This window comes from Tautonia rosea (assembly GCF_012958305.1).
Taxonomy (GTDB): Bacteria; Planctomycetota; Planctomycetia; order Isosphaerales; family Isosphaeraceae; genus Tautonia; species Tautonia rosea.
Genome location: NZ_JABBYO010000016.1, coordinates 76,429 through 98,559 on the forward strand (window position 1 = coordinate 76,429; position 22,131 = coordinate 98,559).

At 63.4% G+C, this 22,131-nt stretch carries 27 protein-coding genes; 17 read left to right on the forward strand and 10 right to left on the reverse strand.

Features of this window, described 5'->3' with window-relative positions; genetic code table 11:
• Positions 1-51 precede the first annotated feature (51 nt).
• From HG800_RS22530 to HG800_RS22540, 3 genes are all read right to left on the reverse strand, one after another.
• The gene (locus HG800_RS22530; protein WP_169979789.1) at positions 52-576 is read right to left on the reverse strand and encodes a hypothetical protein; all 525 of its coding nucleotides are present in this window, start codon (positions 574-576) and stop codon (positions 52-54) included.
• Positions 577-1,084: 508 nt separating this feature from the next.
• Complete coding sequence (locus HG800_RS22535; RefSeq protein ID WP_169979791.1) at positions 1,085-4,210, reverse strand: sacsin N-terminal ATP-binding-like domain-containing protein; 3,126 nt, start codon at positions 4,208-4,210, stop codon at positions 1,085-1,087.
• Between the two features lie 5 nt (positions 4,211-4,215).
• Complete coding sequence (locus tag HG800_RS22540; RefSeq protein WP_169979793.1) at positions 4,216-7,773, reverse strand: DEAD/DEAH box helicase; 3,558 nt, start codon at positions 7,771-7,773, stop codon at positions 4,216-4,218.
• A 279-nt stretch (positions 7,774-8,052) separates the two neighbouring features.
• Here HG800_RS22540 and HG800_RS22545 point away from each other — a divergent pair, with 279 nt between their 5' ends.
• From HG800_RS22545 to HG800_RS22560, 4 genes are all read left to right on the forward strand, one after another.
• Entirely contained in the window at positions 8,053-8,319 is a 267-nt protein-coding gene (locus HG800_RS22545) for a hypothetical protein (protein WP_169979795.1), read from the forward strand.
• Positions 8,320-8,412: 93 nt separating this feature from the next.
• Positions 8,413-9,306 (forward strand): ArdC family protein, encoded by an 894-nt coding sequence (locus tag HG800_RS22550; RefSeq protein WP_169979797.1) that lies wholly within the window; start codon positions 8,413-8,415, stop codon positions 9,304-9,306.
• A 155-nt stretch (positions 9,307-9,461) separates the two neighbouring features.
• Positions 9,462-9,746, forward strand: coding sequence for a type II toxin -antitoxin system TacA 1-like antitoxin (locus tag HG800_RS22555; RefSeq protein ID WP_169979799.1), 285 nt, complete (start codon positions 9,462-9,464; stop codon positions 9,744-9,746).
• Positions 9,739-10,326: a GNAT family N-acetyltransferase gene (locus tag HG800_RS22560; RefSeq protein ID WP_169979801.1), complete on the forward strand. Its 588-nt coding sequence runs from the start codon at positions 9,739-9,741 to the stop codon at positions 10,324-10,326. Before HG800_RS22555 ends, HG800_RS22560 begins: the two co-directional genes overlap by 8 nt.
• 161 nt (positions 10,327-10,487) lie before the next feature.
• On the opposite strand, the gene HG800_RS22565 is transcribed toward HG800_RS22560, so the two are convergent.
• The 3 genes from HG800_RS22565 to HG800_RS22575 form a co-directional block, all read right to left on the reverse strand.
• The gene (locus tag HG800_RS22565; protein WP_169979803.1) at positions 10,488-10,820 is read right to left on the reverse strand and encodes a type II toxin-antitoxin system PemK/MazF family toxin; all 333 of its coding nucleotides are present in this window, start codon (positions 10,818-10,820) and stop codon (positions 10,488-10,490) included.
• Positions 10,817-11,044 (reverse strand): antitoxin MazE family protein, encoded by a 228-nt coding sequence (locus HG800_RS22570; protein ID WP_206352399.1) that lies wholly within the window; start codon positions 11,042-11,044, stop codon positions 10,817-10,819. The genes HG800_RS22565 and HG800_RS22570 overlap by 4 nt, the downstream gene beginning before the upstream one ends.
• Positions 11,045-11,187: 143 nt before the next feature.
• Complete coding sequence (locus HG800_RS22575) at positions 11,188-11,472, reverse strand: hypothetical protein (RefSeq protein ID WP_169979805.1); 285 nt, start codon at positions 11,470-11,472, stop codon at positions 11,188-11,190.
• A gap of 393 nt (positions 11,473-11,865) precedes the next feature.
• Between HG800_RS22575 and HG800_RS22580 the strand changes: the two genes are divergently transcribed.
• From HG800_RS22580 to HG800_RS22610, 7 genes are read left to right on the forward strand one after another with little or no spacing between them, the layout of a single operon-like run.
• Entirely contained in the window at positions 11,866-12,129 is a 264-nt protein-coding gene (locus HG800_RS22580; protein WP_169979807.1) for a hypothetical protein, read from the forward strand.
• Positions 12,130-12,156: 27 nt separating this feature from the next.
• A complete protein-coding gene (locus HG800_RS22585) occupies positions 12,157-12,510 on the forward strand; it encodes a hypothetical protein (RefSeq protein WP_206352400.1) in 354 nt (117 codons plus the stop codon).
• A 57-nt stretch (positions 12,511-12,567) separates the two neighbouring features.
• The gene (locus tag HG800_RS22590; protein ID WP_169979809.1) at positions 12,568-13,143 is read left to right on the forward strand and encodes a hypothetical protein; all 576 of its coding nucleotides are present in this window, start codon (positions 12,568-12,570) and stop codon (positions 13,141-13,143) included.
• Between the two features lie 12 nt (positions 13,144-13,155).
• Positions 13,156-13,743 (forward strand): hypothetical protein, encoded by a 588-nt coding sequence (locus HG800_RS22595; RefSeq protein WP_169979811.1) that lies wholly within the window; start codon positions 13,156-13,158, stop codon positions 13,741-13,743.
• 5 nt (positions 13,744-13,748) lie between these two features.
• A complete protein-coding gene (locus tag HG800_RS27015) occupies positions 13,749-14,378 on the forward strand; it encodes a hypothetical protein (protein ID WP_206352401.1) in 630 nt (209 codons plus the stop codon).
• Between the two features lie 25 nt (positions 14,379-14,403).
• Entirely contained in the window at positions 14,404-14,685 is a 282-nt protein-coding gene (locus HG800_RS22605; protein ID WP_169979813.1) for a type II toxin-antitoxin system RelE/ParE family toxin, read from the forward strand.
• A 9-nt stretch (positions 14,686-14,694) separates the two neighbouring features.
• Positions 14,695-15,000 carry a HigA family addiction module antitoxin gene (locus HG800_RS22610; protein WP_169979815.1) on the forward strand — a complete coding sequence of 102 codons (306 nt, stop codon included), beginning with the start codon at positions 14,695-14,697 and terminating at the stop codon, positions 14,998-15,000.
• Between the two features lie 744 nt (positions 15,001-15,744).
• Here HG800_RS22610 and HG800_RS22615 read toward each other — a convergent pair.
• Positions 15,745-16,257, reverse strand: a complete 513-nt coding sequence (locus HG800_RS22615) for a CRISPR-associated protein Cas4 (protein ID WP_169979817.1) — start codon at positions 16,255-16,257, stop codon at positions 15,745-15,747.
• Positions 16,254-16,523, reverse strand: a complete 270-nt coding sequence (locus HG800_RS22620) for a PD-(D/E)XK nuclease family protein (protein ID WP_169979819.1) — start codon at positions 16,521-16,523, stop codon at positions 16,254-16,256. Before HG800_RS22620 ends, HG800_RS22615 begins: the two co-directional genes overlap by 4 nt.
• A 402-nt stretch (positions 16,524-16,925) precedes the next feature.
• Here HG800_RS22620 and HG800_RS22625 point away from each other — a divergent pair, with 402 nt between their 5' ends.
• Genes HG800_RS22625 through HG800_RS22635 form a run of 3 tightly spaced genes read left to right on the forward strand, consistent with a single transcriptional unit; the run spans position 16,926 to position 19,071 of the window.
• Entirely contained in the window at positions 16,926-17,621 is a 696-nt protein-coding gene (locus HG800_RS22625) for a nucleotide-binding protein (RefSeq protein WP_169979821.1), read from the forward strand.
• A 17-nt stretch (positions 17,622-17,638) separates the two neighbouring features.
• On the forward strand, positions 17,639-18,073 hold the full coding sequence (locus HG800_RS22630; protein ID WP_169979823.1) for a hypothetical protein: 435 nt from the start codon (positions 17,639-17,641) through the stop codon (positions 18,071-18,073).
• A complete protein-coding gene (locus HG800_RS22635) occupies positions 18,070-19,071 on the forward strand; it encodes a replication protein RepA (protein ID WP_169979825.1) in 1,002 nt (333 codons plus the stop codon). The genes HG800_RS22630 and HG800_RS22635 overlap by 4 nt, the downstream gene beginning before the upstream one ends.
• 785 nt (positions 19,072-19,856) lie before the next feature.
• Here the strand turns inward: HG800_RS22635 and HG800_RS22640 are convergent.
• On the reverse strand, positions 19,857-20,282 hold the full coding sequence (locus tag HG800_RS22640; RefSeq protein WP_169979827.1) for a hypothetical protein: 426 nt from the start codon (positions 20,280-20,282) through the stop codon (positions 19,857-19,859).
• 113 nt (positions 20,283-20,395) lie between these two features.
• Between HG800_RS22640 and relB the strand changes: the two genes are divergently transcribed.
• Both relB and HG800_RS22650 read left to right on the forward strand, forming a co-directional pair.
• Entirely contained in the window at positions 20,396-20,611 is a 216-nt protein-coding gene (relB, locus tag HG800_RS22645) for a type II toxin-antitoxin system RelB family antitoxin (protein WP_169979829.1), read from the forward strand.
• Positions 20,608-20,874, forward strand: a complete 267-nt coding sequence (locus HG800_RS22650; protein ID WP_169979831.1) for a type II toxin-antitoxin system RelE family toxin — start codon at positions 20,608-20,610, stop codon at positions 20,872-20,874. Before relB ends, HG800_RS22650 begins: the two co-directional genes overlap by 4 nt.
• A gap of 7 nt (positions 20,875-20,881) precedes the next feature.
• Here the strand turns inward: HG800_RS22650 and HG800_RS22655 are convergent, their stop codons facing one another.
• Positions 20,882-21,550 (reverse strand): SOS response-associated peptidase, encoded by a 669-nt coding sequence (locus HG800_RS22655; protein ID WP_169979833.1) that lies wholly within the window; start codon positions 21,548-21,550, stop codon positions 20,882-20,884.
• Between the two features lie 136 nt (positions 21,551-21,686).
• Here HG800_RS22655 and HG800_RS22660 point away from each other — a divergent pair, with 136 nt between their 5' ends.
• The gene (locus HG800_RS22660; RefSeq protein WP_169979835.1) at positions 21,687-22,121 is read left to right on the forward strand and encodes a LexA family protein; all 435 of its coding nucleotides are present in this window, start codon (positions 21,687-21,689) and stop codon (positions 22,119-22,121) included.
• Positions 22,122-22,131: the final 10 nt, after the last annotated feature.

Genomic DNA, 22,131 nt, shown 5'->3' on the forward strand with positions numbered 1-22,131 from the left:
AACGGAATCTTTCACGGGGGAAGCTGAAGCCGAAGGTCCAGACCAAAGCGTTCAGGCCGCTATCCGATAGCGGGAAACCGCATCGTCGAAGGCCCGTTGCAGGCGCACGAAGCTGGTGTGGTCGCCGCCCTGATCGGGGTGGTAGCGCATCGCGAGCTTCCGGTAGGCACATTTCGCTTCCCGGTAATGTGCCTCAGAGGGCTCGCGCCTGAGAATCGCGAAGGCCTGCCAGTACGCGGCTTCCTCCGCCCGCCGTTCCCGCTCGCGTCTCTCCGCTTCGGCGGCCTGCTGCTTCTTCAGATGTAGCCGGATGAGAGAGAGTTTCGCCTCAATCGCCCTGATTGTTTGTTCCGCCTGCGTCCGCCGCTCGCCCCGGTAGGCCTCGCAGGTGCGGAGGGCCTGGCGTCGCTTCTCCTGCCAGTGAGCAAGCGCCTTCTCCAGCGTATCCACCCCGTCGTACTCGCGCCCGAGATAGCAAAGCGTGCGCTTGCGCGATCTGCCGGACTCGTCGCGGTAGCTCTCGACGAGGTAGTAGCTGCTTGTGGTCCGGGTCCGGCGAAGGGTGATGAATGCCATGACCATCTATCTGCCAGAAAAGCATCATCAATGCAACAAAAACAGATACCACGCGTTCCCGAAGCCCGTGACCTCCCTTGTCCGTCCTGATCCTTTGCTATCCCGCTGAAGCTTCTCCGTGAGTCCGAAAGAACAGATACCACAAACCGACAGGGGGACGAGGACTTCGCGGAGACCGGGACGAGGTCTGTGTCCCGCTGTGGTACCTGCAAAACATCAATGTATGCGGAAATTCCGGGGGAAACGTGTTCGCCTGCGTTTGGGGGAGCGGGATCATCCCTGGGGAGTCGTGAGACGTCCCTTGCCTCTGTGGTATCTGCAGGCGGCGGTTTTTTCCGCTCAGCACATCGGGATGGCCGGTTCCTTTGCCTGACCTGCCTGCCAGGGCACCCCGGCCTTCAGGCCGGCCGCGTGCTCCCGGGCTCCGCTTCCGCTCCGGTCCTTGTTCAGGACGGCCGCAAGCGGCCCCCTCCTGCCCGCTGGTGCGTTGGTTGAGAACATGGCCGGCTCAGGACGGATCGACCACCGCCTCGTCAGGCGTCGTGTCCATCTCTTCGGCCTGCCGTCGATCCTGGGCAATCACGGCCTTCAGATCGGCGATATGCTTCTTCGTAAACCAGATCGTGAAATTCTGCTGCGCCAGAATCACATCCAGCTCGTTGCCCTCAATTTCGAGGAACATCTCCAGCATCAGATCCTTCGAGCCGTTCGCATGCCGGAACATGGCGGCGTGGTTCGGGCAGAGCGCCAGATAATTCTGGTAGTGGTGCTGCTGCAGCTCCCGCAGGAACTCGATCTTCTCGAAGTAGAAGCTCCCGTTGTCCAGCCGGAACGGGAGCGGCTTCTTGCAGATTTGGCAGACCATGACGCCGTCGCTGGTATATTGCTGGATGAGATAGGGCGCAGCCTCCGCCTTCACCCCGTCGCGGGCGACGGAGACGGAGCGTTCCCTCACCTCCGACTGACGTTCGGGCGCATCGGCGGCGGCCTGGGCCACCCGGGCGGCCCTGCGCTCCGGGTTGGACGGCTCGTCGTCCGAAAGCTCGAATTCCCGGGCGCGGATTGCTTCTGCCAGGATGGCCTCCTGCTCCTCCGGCGAGAGCAGTTCGGCGATGCGACGAGCCCGCTCCAGGCTCTCGGAATCGCGGAATCCGAGCCCCGCAGCGGCGAGCTGCTTCATCTGCTCCGCCTGCGAGCGCCGCATGGCGTCCTGGCCGAACTGGATCGCCTCGATCCACTCCCACCCCTTGTCGATGGTGAACCCTTCAGGCAGTTCCTCGAAGGACGCCTCGGCCGGCCGGACGAACGTGCCATCGGTCTGGGGAATCCACGCTGCGGTGCGCAAACGATGGACGAGCCGTGAGGAGGCCGTCCGGGACGGGTAGCTTGCGTTCTTGCGATAGGTGGCTCTGAGATATTTCTTCTGCGAGGCATGATGCCCCATCGTCCTCCAGATAAGCTTCGAGAGGGCTACGTTCGGCTCCGCCAGGAGCTTCTCCAGATGCTCGATCGTGTAATCGTTGTTCTCGCCAGAGTAGGTCTCCCGATGGCCTGGCGCGTCCTGGAGGAAAGCCCATTCAGGATTTCCGGAGCAGGAAACCCTGATGATCTCGAGGCGGGTGATCGCGCCGACGGCTACCGCAAACTTTACGATCTGCTCCTTCTTCATCGGCAAACGGAGATAGAACTCGTCGAGCGGGTAATGATCTTTGTCCCCGATCGCCCCGAAATACGCGGAAAGCCCGGTCTCCTTGTACGGGCTGTCGAGGAATATTTCCTCCGGCCTGCACCAGACCTCACCGGTTCCCCTTAGCACGTGGAAGCGCCCGAACAAGGACGCGGCGTCGGGCTCCTGCTCGACCAGTCGGATGAAGCGCTTCAAATGTCTCAGATAAGCGGTCTCCGACGGCACATCCGCCTCGAACGTGTAGTGCCGTTTCAAAATCATCTCGACCTGTTCCTGTTCACCGACCTCGCGTACGCCGAGTTCTGCCAGGCATTTCCTCGCGTTTTCCTGCTGTTCCCGGTTCTTCCCCGAGGTATAGACCGCAGGCTCCACGTAAGGGAACCCGTCCATCCGGCCATTGGCCTCGCCCGAGAAGAAGCATTCATGGCCCTGCTTGTAGCCGCCTTCGGCGATCCGGACGATGCGGCCGCTTTTGAGGTTCCTGATGCCCGTGACCTTCAGCTCTTCGAGGAGCACGGCGTAGAGCTGCTGGTGCCACTCGACGGGCTTTCCCGCCATCCAGGCCAGGAACTGCAGATCGACCGTTCCAAGCAGGCTGCCTCCGGTCTTCCGTCTGAGCAGCTCCACGAACTCGCCGATGTCCCAGCGGCGGATGGCAAGGCTCCCGAGCAGGTAATCCTGGCGGCTGTTCCTGATCGCGCCGGCCGCCCATTGCAGCGGCTCATCGGCGTTGCCGACCAGCGAGGAGAGATCTTCGTCGGTCAGCAGATTCTTCAGCTGTACCCGTGCCTGCAGCAGGTGGCGGGCCGGGGCATGTTTTCGCTGGTGTGTCGGCGTCAGCGGCTCCTCGTTCATCTCCTCAATGATCGCGTCACGAATGCACCGGTAGCGCTCGGGCAGCGTGTCCTGCGCGTTCGGGAGGACGGCCAGGAAATCCTGCGTGAGCAGCCCGAGACGGCGAATCTCGTGGAGGGAGGAAGCGGCGAGCGCGGCGAGTTGTCCGAACAGCGGCAGGTTGTCCGGGGTTTCCTTGATGCTGGCCCGGCTCAGCTCCGGTACGAACGGAGCATGCAGGTGGAATTTCAGGTTCGAGGTCTCTTTCTCCGCCGGGAAGAAGACCGCGACATGGCCCGGCGTGGCCGGAATGACCTTCATCCGGGCAACGAGCGGCTTCCCCGGCTCGAACCCGGGCACGCCCGGCAGGAATTCGAGCGCGTAGGCGATCGCAACCCGGTGCTTGTCGAGCTCCTCGACCTGCCGGTCGAATTTCAGGAAATGCGAGCTCGTGTCCTTCCTGCCCCCGATTTCCCTGAGCACCTCGTAGTGATGCGGCGAATGCCGGTGACGCATCACGATGCCTTCTCCCTGCCCCTCGACTTTCCAGCTGATCGACTCAAGACTGCTCAGAAACAGAAGCGTCGTCTCGGCGAGCGCCCCGAGGCCGGCCGCCACTTCTGCGAACGCCTCCTCCGGGGATTTGCGCGGATTGTTGAAGGGCAGCCAGAAGGTTGTCTTCCCGGTGGCCTGCCCGTCGCGGACGACCGGCTCCGGGAGCACCTGCTGCACGATGCGGAAAGCAAAATCCCCAGAATACACGTAAGGGGTCGAAGTGTATACAAATACGGATTTAAATCCGACACCGAACTTGCCAATCTGGTCCTTCTGATCGCGCTTGGTGCTGCGGTGGATGCCTGTGATCGATTGTACGTCGTTTTCGTCGAAGAGTTTTTTACCGTCATGCACCACAAGGCATCCGTCGCGCTTCAGGTGGAACGTGACGTCGCTCGCCTCCGCATCCTCGGCGTTTTGCAGGAGCTCGTAGACGAAATGCGCCTGGTCGGGATAGAAATCCTCGAAAATCTCGAGATTGATGTCTCCCTTGTTCGCCTCGATGCCGTCGAGGAACTTCCGCCGCTGCGCCGCGAGCTGCCCGAGGAAATCGCTCATAACGGTCACTCCATCACCTTCAGCGTGCCAAAGACCACCGGCGTTCCGTGGATGTCGCCCGAATTCGCCGCCTGCTGCAACTCCGCGATACGCCGGTCGAAATCCGCGTGCGCCCGGGCCAGCTCACCCTGCTTCATCCGCCGGATGTTCTCGTTGCTGGCCTGCGCCAGCTGATCCTCGATGGATTTGCAACGGGCCCGGTGGCTGACGGTGAGGCTCTGGATGCGGTGGTCGGCGAGTTCGCGGTTCTCGGCGATGTGACTGGCACGCGCCTCCGACCACCTGGCGTGATGGCGGGCGTCGAGCGCATCGCAGGCGGCACCGTCCGGGAGCGTCGCGGCATCCGACGCACGGGCAGACTGGAGCAGGACCAGAAGCCGCTCTTCGACCGCCATATCCTCCGCCACGCCAATCAGCGTCTCGTCAGGACGGATGCCCTGCCGTGCCCAGCGATAGAGGGCGAAACGATAGGTCCCGGGCGCGACCTCGCTGCTGTCCACTTCTCCCGCGAAGCAGGCCGGTTCGGTCAGTTCGAGGTAACGGGCGGCCTGACGGACGAGCGGGTGCAGGATTGAGAGGTATACCGCCTCAGGAGCGTCGGAAGCGGCTTCCTGGTCAAAGGTTACGCTTAAGGTCTGCTGATCGCCTTTCAGCCATTTCTCCCAGGCGCGGGCGGTCGGTTCTACAGAGCGTGGAAGTCGGCGGTAATCCTCGAGCAGGAGGTTGCGCGCCTCCTGGCCCAGGCGAAGCGTCTTTGCCGCCTTCTCCCCGAGGAAGTGCTCCGAATCGCTTGCAAGCCGCGTCGCAAGATAGGCCGACACGCAGCGCAGGATGGCTTGCGGTGTGAGCCAGAAGGTCTGGGCTGCTTCGACCTCCTCACGCCAGGCCTGGCCGGGCACGTTCAGGCCGAAGAGATCGGCCTGGCGGGCCTCCAGCTCCTGCTCTTCGCTGATCTGGCGGATGCGGTTATCGGCAAGCTGCTGGAGCCGGTTGGCGCGTTCCCCGGCGCTGAGTGAGAAACTCTCGGCGATGTCGTGGATTTCCTGGGTGATTTCCCCGAGGATTTCCTCGCTGGCCCCGACTGCGTGGTGGAACACGCCGATACGCAGCAGGCAACGGTTGTAGATGTCGGCATCGACCGTGCCCGGTGTGATGAGGTTGACAATCGCCACCGCCTCGCTCTTCTGGCCGTAGCGGTCGATACGGCCGATGCGCTGCTCGATGCGCATCGGGTTCCAGGGCAGGTCGTAATTGACGAGGAAGTCGCAGAACTGGAAATCCAGGCCTTCGCAGCCCACCTCCGAGGAAAGCAATACGTCGATCGCCTCGGGATCCTCCTTCGGCAGCGCGAAACGTTTCCTTATACGCCGCCGGTCTTCATCATGCACATTGCCGTGGATGAGGCCGACCCTGAGTCCGGTCGTGGCCAGCCGGGCATCGAGATAGGCAAGCGTGTGGCGGAAGGTGCTGAAGACGAGCGCCTTGTTGTTTGCGAGCCGGTTCTTCTCCAGCAGCACTTTTACGAAGGCGTCGCGCTTCGGGTCGTCCGGGTCGAGGTTTTTTGCCTGTTCGATGAGGGAGGCAATGTCGGCGCGGATATCCGGGACGATGCCGATGTCGTCCTCACCCTCGCTGTCGCTCGCTTCCATCAGCTCAAGCTGGTCGAGCTTGCCGTTCAGGATGTCGGCGAGCAGCGGCGCGAGCCCGTAGAGACAGCTTGCCGCCTGGCGGCGGATGGTGGTCATCATGAAGCGGACATTCTGCTGGCCATGGCAGCGCGTGAGGATGCGCTCGATGACGTCGAGAAGGCCGTCGTGCAGCTGCTGCTGGGAGGGTGTGAACGGAACGGTCAGCGTCTCGGGCCTCCTTGTCGTGAATTCCCCGATGTCGCGCCTGCGCGTCCGGTTGATGAGGGAGCTGAATGTGTAGAGCTCCTCGATGGAACGGATAGCGCCGACCCGCTCCACGTCGGAGAGAGGCTCTCCGTGCAGACGGTCATAGATCCCCTGGAAGGCGGGCGATTCCCGGAGGAACATGCGCCCCCATTCCGTCCGGGCCACCTCGTCGAGGGAGGCCGCCGCCTCCTGCTGCCAGCCATCCGCCGCCCGTCTCACCGCCTGAGCCGCCTCGTTGATGTGGCGGTTCGGCCCGGCCATCTGCTCGAAGCTCGGCCGGTCCATGATCAGATCGGGCCGGAGCACGTTGAGCAGGGTGAAGAGGTCCTCGCTGCCGAGCTGCACGGGCGTCGCGGTCATCAGGAGCACGGCCTGGGCGTGGTCGCAGAAGAAGCGCACCCCGTTGTGCAGGAAGGTGCTGGTGTTGCGGATGTGGTGCGCCTCGTCGACGATGACGAGATCGAATTTCGGCGGCGGGTCGAGGCCGAGCAGGCCCTGCCCCTTCTTCCGGTTCCGGCTGCTGCCGTTTCCGAAGACGAGGTCGGAGTCAAAGAGCGAAAACGGCAGGATGACTTTGGAATATTGCTCCGGCCATTCGCCTTCGAGATCCGTCTCCCGGAGGCAGTGGCGCAGCAGCTTCCCGTCGAGCGCCGTGAAATGCTCGTCGAAACGCTTCATCTCCGAGAACCATTTCTGCTCGGCGACCAGCGGCTTCGGGCAGATGACGAGCACCGAGGAAATGTCCATCCGCGCCCGAAGCTCCTTCAGGATGAGCCCGGCCTCGATGGTCTTGCCGACGCCGACCTCGTCGGCGATCAGCAGGCGCGGCCGATCGGCCCGGATCAGCTTGAGCACCGGGCGGTACTGGTAGGGGACGAACTGTACGCGTCCCGAACGCAGCGAAAACAGGTTCGCCGTCGATGGTGACAGCAGCTGCAGACTGGTCAGGTGGGCATGGAGCGCGCGGGGCGAGAGCGATGCCCGTTCATCCTCCTCCGCGACCGGAGCCTGGAGCTGGCTTTCGTAATAGGTCGCCTTCGCGTTGTTTTCGAAAACCCGGTAGCGGCATTCCGCACCGCCAGGGATGACCTCGATCACGGGAAGGATGACGGACGGGTTCGACCGCAGCGCGACGAGGTCGCCGACTTTGAACAAGGTCGTTTCTCCCTGAGGACGGGGAGCCTCACGCTCTTCCGCCTGAGACGGGGCCGGACCGGAGGGCCGGGCCACGCTGCCGGCCATCTGGCTCAGGGCCGTTGCCTTGGCGGATTCGACGGCGGCCAGCGCGTCCTCCCCGGCACCGAGGGCGGCAAGCAGGCGGCCGAGCGTGTCGGCATCGCGCCAGGTCTCGCTGGCGGGCACCGCCTCGGCCGAGAGGTGCGCCCATTTGTTGCGGACGCCCTGCAATTCCTTGACCCATGACCGCGCCTCCCGTGGCAGGCTCATCCGCCCGGAGAGCTCGAACCAGTTCTGGTCGAGGATGCGCAGCAAAGCCGCGAAATCGAGCTGCTGCAGGCTGGTGAATCCCCGTTCACGGGCCGTACGCTGCTGCTGGAAGCTCAGGCGGTCGATGACGTATTTTTCCCACCAGTCCGGCGAGAGATCGGGCAGTTTCTCCGACAGGATGCGGGCAAGGCAGGCCGTACCCTGGTGCAGCAAGTCGTTCATCGAGGCCTCTCCTTCGCCCGGACGCCCCGCGTGCCGGAAGATACGTTCTTAAGCATAGGTCATGCTCCCACTTCTCTCCCGCAGCCGGAGACATCACGCACGCCATCGTGCAATCTTTTATGCAACCATAATACTTTGGTTAATGCCATTGGTGCGACAGGTCAACGATTAGTAACAATTACCAGCGGTGCGGCGGCCGGACAACCCCCGGGCATACCATCCGGCCCGCCCTGGTCCCTTCTGCTGCGAGGCTCTTCCCGCCAGCGCCTAATCCGCCTCGTGTCAGGCACCCCGGCCTGTCAGCCGGCCGCGTGCTCCCGGGCTCCGCTTCCGCTCCGGTCCCTTGCGGGACGGCCGCAGGCGGCCCCCTCACGCCCGCTGGTGCTTCGGATCCAGGGGGGGGCTCCCCCCGGTAGCGTCAAGGATGCCCTGACGGCGGGCGGCGCGGTTTCCCCCCAGCCTTCCGCGCCCCTGGCCATTCGCGTTCTGACCATTGCCTGCCAGGGGCTTGTGCAGGCCGGTGCCCCCCGCGCCGCCCGTCCCTGACGCCCCTCCCCCCATTCGGGGTTTTGCCTTCGTTCCGGGTGAATGCGCCGCATTCAACCCGAACAGAATCAACCATTTACGGAGGCAAGACCCATGACCACCAGCCGCAACGACCTTTACGCCCGCGTGACCGACCGCATCGCAAGCGACCTTGAGCGTGGCGTCCGCCCGTGGCTCAAACCCTGGAACGCCGAACACGCGAGCGGCCGCATTACCCGGCCGCTACGCTCGACCGGCGAGCCCTACAAGGGGATCAACATCCTGATGCTCTGGGGGGCGGCGCTGGAATGCGGCTTCTCCGCCCCGATCTGGATGACCTTCCGCCAGGCGAAGGAGCTCGGGGCTCATGTCCGGAAGGGCGAAAAGGGCTCGATGGTCGTTTATTCCGACCGCATCACCCGCACGGAGACGAACGACGATGGCGAGGAGAGCGAGCGCGACCTCTGGTTCATGAAGGGCTATACCGTCTTCAACGTCGAGCAGATCGAAGGCCTGCCCGATCACTATTACGCGCTCGCAGAGCCCGCGCTCGACCCGCTCCAGCGCATCGAGGCGGCCGACCTGTTCTTCGCCAATACCGGGGCCGACCTCCGGCACGGCGGCAACCGGGCGTATTACAGCGAGAGCAGCGACCACGTTCAGATGCCTCCCTTCGAGGCCTTCCGCGACGCAGAATCCTACTGCGCCACCCTCGCCCACGAGCTCACCCACTGGACGAAGCACGGCACCCGCCTCGCCCGGGAATTCGGGAGGAAGAAATTCGGCGACGAAGGCTATGCGAGAGAAGAACTCGTCGCGGAAATCGGCTCGGCCTTCCTCGCCTGCGATCTCGGCATCACGCCCGAGCCCCGGGAAGATCATGCCGCCTATATCGATCACTGGCTCAGCGTGCTGAAGGAGGACAAGCGGGCCGTCTTCCAGGCCGCATCGCATGCACAGCGTGCCGTCGATTACCTGCACAGCCTGCAGCCGAAGCCGGAAGGCTGATGGGCCCGAAACGTCAGGGACCGCCGGCGGGAGCCCCCCACAGAGCTCAGAGCCGGCGGCCCCTGACGCAAGTGGGACAATCCCACTTGCCCCTTTTCCCCAATTGTGTAATAATCAGAATTATTAAATATGAAACCAGGATATTGATTATGGGCATGGAAACACGCTCGATCGACGCGAAGGGGCGAATCAGCCTGCCGAAAGCCTTTGCCAACGCAACGGTCGTCATGGAGCAGGTGAGCGATTCGGAAATCCGCATCCGGAGGGCGCTGGTCATCCCGGAAGACGAGCTCGGCTTCTACGAGGAGAAAATGCAGCCGCTTTCGGATCGCGACCGCGACCGGTTCCTCGAGCTGCTCGACCATCCGCCCGCCGCGAGCCCTGCCCTGACCAGGGCTGCCGCCAGACACGCCGGACGCTCCGCCGCCGTCGATGACTGACTGGCGGATCGAACCGCTTGCCCGCGAACACGACCGGCAGGCGTTCGCCTGCGGTAAGGCACCCCTCGACGAATTCATCCGGCGGCTGGTGAGCCAGTACGAGAAGCGCAATCTCGGCCGCACCTACGTCGCCGTCCGGCCCGGGAATGCGGCCGTTTGCGGCTACTACACGCTCGCCTCGGGGGCCGTCCCTTTTGCGAACTTCCCGCCAGACGCAGCAAAGAAGCTGCCCCGGCACCCGGTGCCGGTCGTGCTGCTGGCCCGGCTCGCCGTGGATAAAGCCGCCCAGGGACAGGGCCTCGGCGAGGCGCTGCTCATCGACGCCCTCGGCCGGTCGCTCGCGCTCGCCGATGCAGTCGGCATCCATGCGGTCGAAGTCGATGCCATCGACGGGCAGGCAAAGGCCTTTTACGAGCGATACGGCTTCGTCGCCCTGCCCGATACGCCGTCCCACCTGTTTCTCCCCATCGCCGTCATCCGCTCCGTGCCCGGCCTGAAAGCGTTCCTGACCCGGCCGGCCGGGCCCGATGAGCCGGAACTCACCCGCGATCCGAGCCCGATGCGGGATGTCGGTATGTGAGGGTGCTGCCCGATAGCTGCGCGCACTCTGAGCGTCATCTATCCGTAGGAAAGCCCGTCAGCGGCCTGAATACGCACTCATGGCCGAAGGAACGCCCCGAAAGCAGCCTGCAAGTCCTCCGTTGATGCTCCCGCTCGGATTGCCAGCCGGCAGCGTAACGCTCATTTCCCGGCCAGACCGAGCATCAGCGCCAGTGAACGGTTCAGGCGAAGCAGTGTCTCGTCATCGAGCGTACCGATACGCTCGCGGATGCGCCCCCTCGGAAGGGCAAGCAGCTTATCCACCATGATTTGCGAAGGGCTGAGCAGGCCGTTTTCACGGGAAGGCGAAAGCGTCAGGCGAAAGAGCGGCGCTTCAATGCTCTCCGAGGTGAGCAGGCAGACGAGCAGGCTGGCATGGGTCGGGTTGAACAGATCCGACTGGACGATGACGGCCGGCCGTGGTTTGCCGTAGTCGCCCGGAGCGACGGCGAGCACGATGTCGCCGCGTTTCACACGCTGCTACCCATATCGGCGGTTGCTTCAATGAAGGCTAGAGCCTCTTCTTCCGCCGCTGCACCTGCCGCGAGCCTGGACTGCCGGGCAGCCTCCGCTTCCAGCTTCGGCTGACGGACATCCGGCACCCATATCTGCACCGGCCGGAGTCCTGAGGCCCGGAGCCGTGCCCGGTAGGAGCGCATCCGTTCCGGCGTATTCCCCTGATCTTCAGTTCCTGGCATGGCGTTGGCATCCTGACTGTGTTGTTAATTTTGTAACATGTTACACTGATTACTTATCGAAGTAAAATGGTTTTGCGCTAAGCCTTTCCCTCATTCTGTACGAGAAGCGCAATTCCGGCCGCACCTGTTCCTCCCTGTCTCCGTCATCCGCTCCGTGCCCGGCCTGCAGCGCTGAAACCCGTCGCTGCCTGATGCGCCCTGACGGTACGGGCCACCCATGCCCGGACGCCGAGGATGCAACCGGCCGCCGTCGCCATGGCAAGACAGGCATTGCCGTATGCTTCCTGAGCAAACGCCAGGGCAGCGATTCCCGCCATCAGCAGGCCGAACCAGACGATCGCGACCCATGAGGCGAACCGGGCTCCCCTGGCCAGCCACAGAGGGAAAATCCGCAACGCATCACCGCCATCCCTGTTCGTGCTTATCATCGTGCTCTCCTCCCCGGCCGGCAGTGAATCCCGTTCCCGGCACCGGTGCCCGTCGCCTGGCCTGCAGGGGTTCATCGAATCTTACGGAATAGCTCAGTTTCCGGAAATGTTCTGTCCGTCCGTCAACCGCTCGCCCCGGACCTGGCTCTGTTCAGGGCAGCCCGGACACAAGCTCCCTTCCCTCCTCTGTTCCTGCCCAGCACGTGGCCTTGAGAAGTGGCCCGTGTGAAGCCGCCGGCGTGCCGGTCAAGCTGCCAGGGCCGCTTTCCGCAAGGGCGGAAGCCTTCGGCCCTTCGCCTGACCGGTGCGCTGCGCCACGGCCTGGGGCGGCTTCCTTTCCGTGCCACAAGGCCCCGATGGCGGGGCCGGTAACCAAACGGAAAGGAATCTATCATGTCTCAACCCGCACACAAGATCCGCATCGGCAACCTCTCGGTCACGATCTGGCGCAACCATTCGGAACGAGGTCCCTGGTACAGCGTCATCCCGACCCGCAGCTACCGCCAGGGCGACGACGCCTGGCGCGAGACCGAGAGCCTCGGATTCGATGATTTGCTCACGATGAGCAAGCTGCTCGACCTCGCCCATACCTGGATCATGCACCAGCAGAAAGCCGACGCGAAGGCCCGCAAGGACGCCGGCCCGACCGCGAAATGAAACGGAAACCGTGAAAGGAGTCACACCATGACATCGAACGTCATCTTTGCCTACACCACCGATCAGGCCATCGCGGACGGCATCCTCCAGGATGCCTCCGACCTCGCCTGCCCCGGGAATCCCGCCTTCCCGCTCGGGCGGCTCATCATCACGACGAACGCCCGCGAACAGCTCACCGCTGACGAGGCAGCCGCAGCGCTCTCCCGACACGCAAGCGGCGACTGGGGCAAAACCTGTCCCGAAGATGCGGAGGCGAACAACGAGGCTCTGGCCGAGGGATACCGGCTGCTCTCCGTGTACGAGAGCTCCGCCGGTGATTTCTGGATCATCACCGAAGCCGACCGTTCGGCGACCACCATCCTCATGCCCGACGATTACTGAGCTGACCAACTTGCGGGCGGGCCGGAAGCCCGCCCATAACCTGAAAGGAATCAGATTATGACAACGCAACAAACCATTACGTACAAAGTCTGGATCGACATCGAAGAGTACAACGAGGAAACCGGGCAAGGCGTGGAAACCGACGCGCCCGGCGGGGCGATTGCTACGTTCGACACATGCGAGGAAGCCTGGGCATATGCGGCGCATGTCACCCAACTCGCCTGCGGCGAAATCGAGCAGGAGCGCATCTGCAAGGCCGCTCCGAAGCTGCTGTCTGTGCTGGAACGAGCGGAGTTCCTGATGCGCCGGATAAGCGAAGGCGACCATCATGCCCTCGAAAACCTGGGTGACGCCGCCGAACAGGCCCGCGCCGCTATCGCCGATGCAACGGCGGCCGGCATCAGGCCGAAACTTCCCGACCACTCTACCTGCTTCGCGTTCACGCACGAACCGGAGAAAGACCCTGATCGGGCCTGCGTCCATGTCGAGGGCGGGTATGGTATCGCCATCATCCGCAACCCGGAAGGGCTCATCATCGACGTGTATCCGAACGACTGGATGGAGCCCATCGAAACGCTGACCGTCTGGAATGACGACGTTGCGGCGGCAGAATCCGACGATGACGCAGCATAAGGAGCAACGAGCATGGAAGCCATCGAAACCAGAACCGTCGAAGCCGGCGGCCGCACATACCGCATCAGCGTTTTCCCTGACAGCGATGCCGAATGCCCGAGCGAATGGGAGGGCTGGCGGCTCGTCTCGTTCAGCCACCGGCACCGCTCCTACGAAGCGCCTGAGCGCTATTGCAAGGGACTCGATGAAGCGGGTTACCCGCTACCGGCCCATATCGGCCTGAGCCGGATGCTCGATACCGGCACCGCCTTCTGGCTCAGCTACTACGAGCACGGGCTCTGCCGCTGGTCGCTGATGGGCGAGGGGCCTTACTGCCGCTGGGACAGCACCCGGGTGGCCGGCATCCTGCTCTGGGAGCGGCCGCCGCCCGAGCTTCCCTCTGGCTACCAGCCGCGTGAAGCGGATGCCCGACGTTTCCTCGACATCTACACCGACTGGGCCAACGGCCAGGTCTATGGCTACGACATCGAGATTCTCACCAGCTGTGCCAGCTGCGGAAGCGAGCAGGCCGGGCTGGTGGAGAGCTGCTTCGGTATTTACGGGCTGGAAACCGCCTTAAGCGAAGCCGAAGCCCAACTTCAACCACCCTCAAAGGAGTAACCACCATGAAACCATTCGACAACTACGAAATCTCCGGCTGCCAGCGCCTCGATGATGCTGGCACACCCGACCCGAATGGCAGCATCACCGTCACCTGCGACGACGATGAGGCGGAATTCTGGACGCTCTACGGCCATGTCCAGGGCGTGCGCGTGGAAGCCCTCGGCGATTACTCCAGCCGCGAAGCGGCGGAAGAGGTGTACCAGTGCATCACCGGCCAGCCGTTCCCAAACCTCTACGAGAGCGACCCACATATCCGCCGCATGCACCTTGCCGCCGAGGCGTTCGCGTTGCTGGAGCGTGCTGCCAGCGAACTCGAAATCTGGCAGATGAGCTGCGGCCCGGAGGGCGATCCCGACACGCAGGCCATCCTTGGCGAAATCCGCCACCTGTTTGCCAGGGCAGCAGGCGATGGCAGCGATGAGCCGGCTCCATCCCGGGACATCGCCATCACCTGGTCTGTCGAGGATGTGCTGGAAATCCGCCCGGACTTGAGCGAAGTGCAGGCCATCCAGGTCCTGCAATGGGCGAAGCGAAAACACGACGCGACCATCGGCATCAACTGGGAGGTGCTCGCCTGCCACGCGGAGTTCCTCTTCGGCGATGCACCGGCAACACCGTTACGCTTGACGTAAGGCGTAAGTATGATACAATTTATGAATGATAGTAAGCTATGGGGACAAGCGCACCCGGAGCTTTGCCGAGGGCAGGCGCGTCAAAGCGTTTGCCGGCATTGAGCGCAAAGCACAGATGCGGCTGGACCGGCTGGAAGCGGCCACTTCACTGCTCGACCTGGACTTGCCCGGCAACCGCCTGGAGGCACTCAAAGGCGACCGCAAGGGCCTGTTCAGCATCCGCATCAACGATCAGTGGCGGATTTGTTTTGAATGGCCCAACGGTTCGCCCGGCCCCTGTAATGTAGAAATTGTCGATTATCACTGAGAGGACGCTATGACACGACCACCGATACACCCCGGCGAGCACCTTGCTGAAGAGCTTGAGGAGCTGGGCTTAAGCGCGAGCGAGCTGGCACGCCGCCTGGAGGTGCCCGTTAACCGCGTGACCGCCATCCTGAACGGCCAGCGGGCGGTTACGGCCGACACCGCGCTCAGGCTCGGGCATTTCTTCGGCACCAGCGCGGAATTCTGGCTGAACCTGCAAAATCTCTATGAGCTTCGGCTCGCCGAAGCGGAAATCGGACCTGCCATCCGCCATCTCCCGATCCTGGAGAAACCAGCCCGCTTTCAACCCGGCTGAAGGAAGCTGCTGGCTGGAATCCGTTTCCGGGCCTCCGCTCCAGCCGCTTCTGCATTGCTATCAGCAGCATCACCGGGGCTCCAGGTCAGGGTGGCGGCCAGCGCCGCCCGTTGCTCTTTCGCTCAGCCAGAAGTTAGCCCCTCCGGCCCGGAGGGCGATCCCGACACGCAGGCCATCCTACGCGATGTCCGGGCCCTCGTTGCCAGGGCTTAGGGCAGCGGCAAGCTGTCTCAACCGGCCAGCATCTGACGCCGGGCTTCCAATCGCGGAAGCCCCCCTGTCCTGCCGGCTTCGGGTTTGCCCAACCGGCAGGTGAACTCTCCCGGCCTGGTTGCTTCGGCATCGACGGCCGCCGTATTGCCCGGGCATTCGCCCTGAGCCCCACCTCTCCTTCGGCCGGTAGACTCACCGCTCCCTCGGGCACGACTGGGGCATCAGCACTGGCCATTGCTCGACCATGGCAGCTTCGGAATAACCGCCACCCCCCATCCCTGCCCCCTCACCCGGTTTCAGCCCTGACGTCGGCAGTCTTTCCCCTGAATCGGCCCCTCGACGGACCATGGAGCCGGGCAGGCTCTGTTTTGTTTTTTCGTGTCAGACATCTCTCCTATGCACTGCATAGGGGGTGGTTTCACCGTGGAAGCCGCTTTCGGGCAATGGTTTAGGGCGAGGGGTTCAGTCAGGCGACTGACCGTCAGCGTATCAGCTCGATGGCAACCCTGGCATCGAGCCGCTTCCATGGTTTCAGGCCACCGCCTGGTCGCAATGGTCCCACATCGGACACGGACGGCACCGGGCCGGGCCGGGTCGTACGGCGATAGGGCGCTGAATATCCTGCCGGGCCTCGCGAATCCTGCCGGCGATGGCCAGCACCTGCTCCCGCAGCTCCTCCGTGTTCGCTACGCGGTGGCGGGTGCCATCGCCCAGCACAACGAAGCCACAAGGCGGCCGGACGCCGTAATGCTCCTCGATCAGGATGAAATACGTCCCGAGCTGGGCAAGGTGCCAGGGGTGGAGCTGGCGCGAGCTTTTCCATTCTTCGGGAAGTATGCAGGAGCCTGACCGGATCAGCCGATCCGGCCGGCCTCGCAGGCCGTAGCGCCTGGACGTCATCGTGAACCCGTCGAGCGAGACCGTCTCCGCCTCACTCAGGCCCGCATCACCCCGGGCTCCCTGCCCTGTGCGGCGCAGGCGGGAGCTTGCGATCATCAGCAGGATCGCAAGCGCGAGTAGCCAGAATTCAGGATTTTCCATCATTTGGAAAGCAGCCGCTCCAGGAACAGTCCGAGCAATACGAGCCAGGCGAGGGCGATCAGCATTCTTCCGGCACCGATGCCCCGTCCTGCCCTGCGTTCTGCGGCGGCCAGCCGCTCGTGGTGCGCATCACCCCGGGCGAGGTGCTCGCGGTTGACGGGCGGCAGTCCGAGCCCCTGCTGCAGCCGCCACTGCTCGGGGCAGCAGGCGAAAGTTGTGATTTCGCTCGCCGTCACGTACCAGCTTCCGGGTCTTTGTTTCTGCTTCATGGAGCCTCCCTGACCGCTTGCAGCATGGCACGAAGATGCTATTCTGTCCACGCTCCGGTACGGCAGGATTTGCGGCTTCAACGGCCTTGCCTGTCAGCCGTATTTCATGACTTCTTTCCGTCATGTAATATTGCTTACTTGTAATCATGGCGTCCGCTCGTCCTGCGTTCTTTCCATCCGTGTTGCCTGCCGTGTTCCTGACTTTCCTTCTGTGCGTCCACGCGTCAGGAAAGATTTCCTTCCTGATGGAAGACCGGTGTGACGGCTGGTCAGCAAGTATGTCGCCCTTGCTGACGGCTGGTAAGTACGCTGACTGACAGGTTGTGCTGCCGCACTACAGGAAACACAACATGATGTATTTAACGATTGCAGGCCGTGCGGAATGGCTGTATAGCTTCCGGCATGATTATCGTTGTCGCAAATTCGAAGGGGGGCGTCGGCAAGTCCACGGTGGCTGCCCATCTGGCCGTCTGGCTGCAGGAGCAGGGGCACCGGGTCATGCTGGCCGACTGCGATACCCAGCATTCCAGCTCCGAATGGATTGAAGAATCCTTCCCCGAGATACGCACGGTGCGGCTCGGCACGCCCGACCTCATCCTCGACAAGCTGCCTGAGCTGGCCGGGGAGGCGGATTTCGTCATCGCCGACGGCCCGGGAAGCAACACGGAGACAAGCCGGGCACTGCTGCTCAGGGCCGATTTCGCCATCGTGCCCTGCAAGGCGAGCATGCTCGAGGTCCGGGCGCTTGCCCAGGCGACGCTCGCGCTGCGCCAGGCCCAGGACATCCGCGGCGGCAAGCCCAAGGCTGTGATCGTCCTCAGCATGGTCGGCAAGCACTACCGACTGACGCAGGACATGAAGACGGCAGCAGCCGAGCTCGGGCTCCCGGTCGCGGAAACGCCGATCGGCCTCCGCCAGGTCTATGCCGATGCGCCGGGGCAGTCCACAGTGGTCTGGAGGATGGGCGCAAGGGCGAAGGATGCCGCCGACGAGATCCGGCTGCTCTTCAGCACGATCCTGCCCTGGGCCATGCCTTCCGTGAAGCCGAAACTCGGCCGCACCAGGGCGAAAACCTCGCCCGAGCTGGCGGAATTCTAATCAGGATGGAGGAAGCAATGACCGAACGCAGATCGCTCGTCGAGGGGCTGAAATCCCGACCCGAGACCGACCGCAGCCTTGAGGAGCAGTTCATCTACGGCAACCGGACGCCACGTGCCGAGGAGCCGCCGAAGACCAGGGCCCGGCCTCAGCGTCCAAAGGCGGCAAAAGCCCCGACGGCCCCGAAAGGCGAGGAAACACCAAAGGTTGACACCGCAGAGCCGGCGACATCGAAGCCAGCGAAGCAGGAAGCCGGCACCGCGACCGCTACCCGGCCGGCAGCGATCGTCTCCCGCGTGCCGTTTACCACCAGGCTCCGCGCCGACATGGCACAGGCCGTGAAACGTGCCTCGCTGGAACGCCAGCTGGAAGGCGTCGAGCCGAATACCGTCCAGGAAATCCTGGAAGACGCGCTCGAGCCGTGGCTCAGGGCGAACGGCTACCTCCAGTGACCAAACCGGCGACCCGCAAGAAGTCCCCGGCCGAGCAGCTGCTCTTCAGCCGCACCGCCGAGCGTCTTCTCGAGGCATCCGCATCCATCCGGAGCGAGCCGCCCGATCGCATCGACTTCCTGCATACCGTCCAGTGCCAGTGCGGCATCCCCTACCGCAATCCCGGCGATGCGATCCGGGAATGGGACCGGAAGCAAGGCGGGGCGGCGCTCCGCATCGAGGCGGGTTCGGCCATCGATCCCCAGACCGGGGAATTCGTGAAGCTCGGGCTTCCCTTCGGCGAGAAGCCCCGGCTCGTGCTCATCCACCTCGCGAGCGAGGCGGTCAGGACCGGTTCGCCCGTGGTCGATGTCGAGGATTCCATGACCGCCTTCGCCCGGTCGCTCGGCGTCGAGACCAACGGCCAGCAGCTCCGGTCGCTCAAGGACCAGCTCGCCCGGCTGTCCGCATCGACGGTCCGGATGGGCATGGTGGAGGAGGGAAGGGCCGTGCAGGTGAATACCCAGATCGTCACCGCCTTCGACCTGTGGTTCCCGAAACAGCCCGACCAGCGCGTGCTCTGGCCCTCGACGGTGCGTCTCGGCCATGAATTCTTCCAGAGCCTCGGCCGCCATGCCGTGCCGCTCGATCACCGCGCCGTGGCGGCGCTCTCCTCATCCTCGATGGCGCTCGACATCTATGTCTGGCTCGCCCAGCGCCTGCACCGCGTACCGGTGGCCAGGCCGCAATTCATCCCGTGGACGGCCGTGTACGAACAGTTCGGCCAGGGATACAAGCGGCTCCGCGATTTCCGCCGGAATTTCATCCAGACGCTCAAGCACGTGCAGGCCACCTACCCGGATGCCAGGATGGACCTGAACGAGGAGGGGCTCACGCTGGAGCACAGTCCGCCGCCGGTTGCTCCGAAGACGGTCAGCATGCCCGGTTTCGGAAAAGGGAGCCACGGTAAGTTGGTCGCGCCCCCCTCCCGGAAGACCGAAAACGAACCCGCCGCGTGAGCCGGGAACCGGGAAAACCCCGCGTCCGGCCGCAGGAAGAGCAGAACTGCGGCGGCTCCGGCTGCTCTGTGGACATCCGGCGGGACAGAGAAACTTATCCACGGTAAGTTAGTCGCGCCCCCCACGGTAAGTTGGTCGCTGCCGATCACGGGTTTCTGCGGGTTCCACCACGGTAAGTTGGTCGCACAAACCTATATTATATCCTATAATAAAAACCTATAGCTGTGGCACCCTCCCTGTGGATAAAGGATCTGCCCTTCCGGAAAGGCTGCGATACGGCAAGGCGAAAGGCCGGAAACCATGGAAGAGGAGCGAATCCGGACCGGAAAAGGGTGGTTCGCAGGCGGTATTTCCGGATGCGTAACGGTTTGAGAGCCTGATTCCGATGACGAGCTGCCGATGATCCGGGAAGGAACAGATCAGCGGGATTCGGATAAAACCGCCAGAGAAGGGGCAGGAGAGGCGATCGTGTCCGGGTCAGTCCTTACCAGCCAAAAGGCGGAGTTGGGTGCTCAGAGAGGCTGAAAATTCGATTACGACCCATTCCATGCACCGGGATCGATCCGTCTGCTCCAGGCGTCGCCCGAAACGCCATCCGGTGACGGGGCCACGGTAAGTTGGTCGCGCCCCCATCAGTAAGCTGACCGACCAGGCGTATCAAAGTCAGGCGACCGGCCGGATGCACTCCGGGCGGTTCACCATCGTCGATACCGCCAGGCTTCCATGACATCGGCCGGGAAGGGGCAGGCACCGCCTGACCCCTCCTGAGGCGGCAGGAATGACGCTCAGATAGCAAGACCCGGCCGGTTGCGGCAGCCGTGCAGGGCCCGGTGCGAATGAAAGAGCCCCTCAATAGCCGGCATCCCGTGCGCTTCTGGATGGCGTTCGGCCCATCCCAGAAAGGCAGCGATCGCATCCCGGTTGCTCCAGTCTCTGCCGATGCAGAGCATACCCCCGGCGTCCATCGAGCTGATGACCGTTCCTGCGAAGAGCAGGCACCAGGAGTTGTCGGACCCCTCCGATGGCTTGGCGCAGGAGCCTTCCGGCCTGCAGCTTCGGCAGGCATCGGCCAGTTCCGCCACGGTCGTGTCGTCGCTGATGGCCTCGCTCCGGGTGATGAGCCAGACCATTGCGATCATCGCCGCCAGCCCAACGGCGATGCCGGCGGCAAAAGCGAAAAGGAGGCGGGTACGAGCAGGAAAGGTTACCATGCAGCGACTATAGCAGTGAACTACTAACGAACATCTGAAAAATTCGGGGAAAGATTGACCCCGCATGTTTAACATGTTAAACATATTGATGTAATGGAAACAAGGGGACATGTATGCTGGGTGTACGACTGGAGCCGGAAATCGAGCAGCGCCTGACGGCGATTGCGAAGCAAACGGGGCGTAGCAAGAGCTACTACGTCCGCGAAGCTATTTTGCAGCTGATAGAAGACTGGGAAGACAACGCCGCCGCCATTGAAGCCCTGGAAAACCCGGGGAAGCGATGGACGCTTGAGGAGCTTGTGGAAGGCCGCGATCTCGAGGGTAAATGACCTGGCGTGTTGAATTCGACGACCGCGCACGCCGGTCCCTCCGTAAGCTCAACCCTCATATCCAGGAGCAGATTCTGGAGTATCTGCGTTCCCGTATCGCCACCGCAGAGGACCCGAGGCGGTTCGGCAAGCCGCTTTCCGGAAGCAAAGCAGGGCTATGGCGCTACCGCATTGGCGATCATCGAATCATCTGCTCAATAGCAGATGACAGACTTGTCGTGCTCGTAGTAGCGCTCGGGCACCGCAAGCTGATCTATCAGTAAACCGGGCTCAGCCCAGCGGCCGGATGCACTCCGGGCGATTGTTCGCCGGCCGGTTCACCATCGTCGATACCGGCCACGCTTCCATTGCTTCGGCAGGGAAGGGGACGAGGAGGGGCTCAAGCCGTTCCGGTTCCTGAACTTCCTGGCTGAGCCAGAGCCCGTATGCGTCGTTCGCCACGATCACCGGCATCCGGTCATGAATCGGCTCCATCAGCGCGTTCGGCTCCGTCGTTATGATGGAGCACGACTCGAACGCACCGTCCGGGCCTTCCCAGTAGTCCCAGAGCCCGGCGAAGCCGAACGGGCTGCCATCCTTCAGCCGGATGAAATACGCCTGCTTCCGGCTGCCCTCACGCTTCCACTCGTAGAAACCATCGGCGATCACGAGGCAGCGTTTCCGCCGGAAGGCATGGCGGAAGGCGGGTTTTTCGGCCACCGTCTCGGCCCGGGCGTTGATCATCCGGTTGCCGATGGAGGGGTCCTTTGCCCACGACGGCACCAGCCCCCAGCGCATCAGGTCGCACCGCCTGGCTCCGGAGTCGGGATCCCGCCGCACCGCCGCTACCGGCTGCGTCGGCGCGATATTGTAGCTCGCATCAAACGGCAGCGGGTCCGGGAGCTCGAACGCTTGCGCGATGCGTTCCGGCGATGAGGAGAGGGTGAAGCGTCCGCACATGGTCCTGAATATCGGCAGTGCCGGACCGGCCTTCAAGGGGGAGGGACGCTGGCCGGCCGGAGAAAAGCGTTGTATGCTTCGCGACGGTCTGGCACGATGTCGACGCCTGTTCACTGCAACTTCCGGACCGCAACCCATGCCGCAACCGCTTCAGCTCGAATTCTTCAGCCCGTACTCCGCCGGCCCGGTGCCACGGCCGCTGGTGGCGTTTCCGGTCTCGGCGGGTTTCCCGTCGCCGGCCGACGACCATCTCGAGGGCCGGATTGACCTGAACGAGTACGTGCTCACTCATCCGGCAGCCACGTTCTACGTCCGGGTGAGGGGCGATTCGATGTGCGGGGCCGGCATCCATGACGGCGATTTGCTCATCGTCGATCGTGCCGCTGAGTATGTGAACAACAGCATCGTCATCGCCCGCATCGGCGACGAGTTCACCGTCAAGCGCATCCGGGTGAAGGGGAAACGCATCTTCCTGATGCCCGAGAACGAGGCCTACGCGCCGATCGAGCTGAACGGCGAGGCCGACTGCGAAATCTGGGGCCGGGTGGTCGGATCGCTCCGCAAATTCTGAAGGCGGGCAT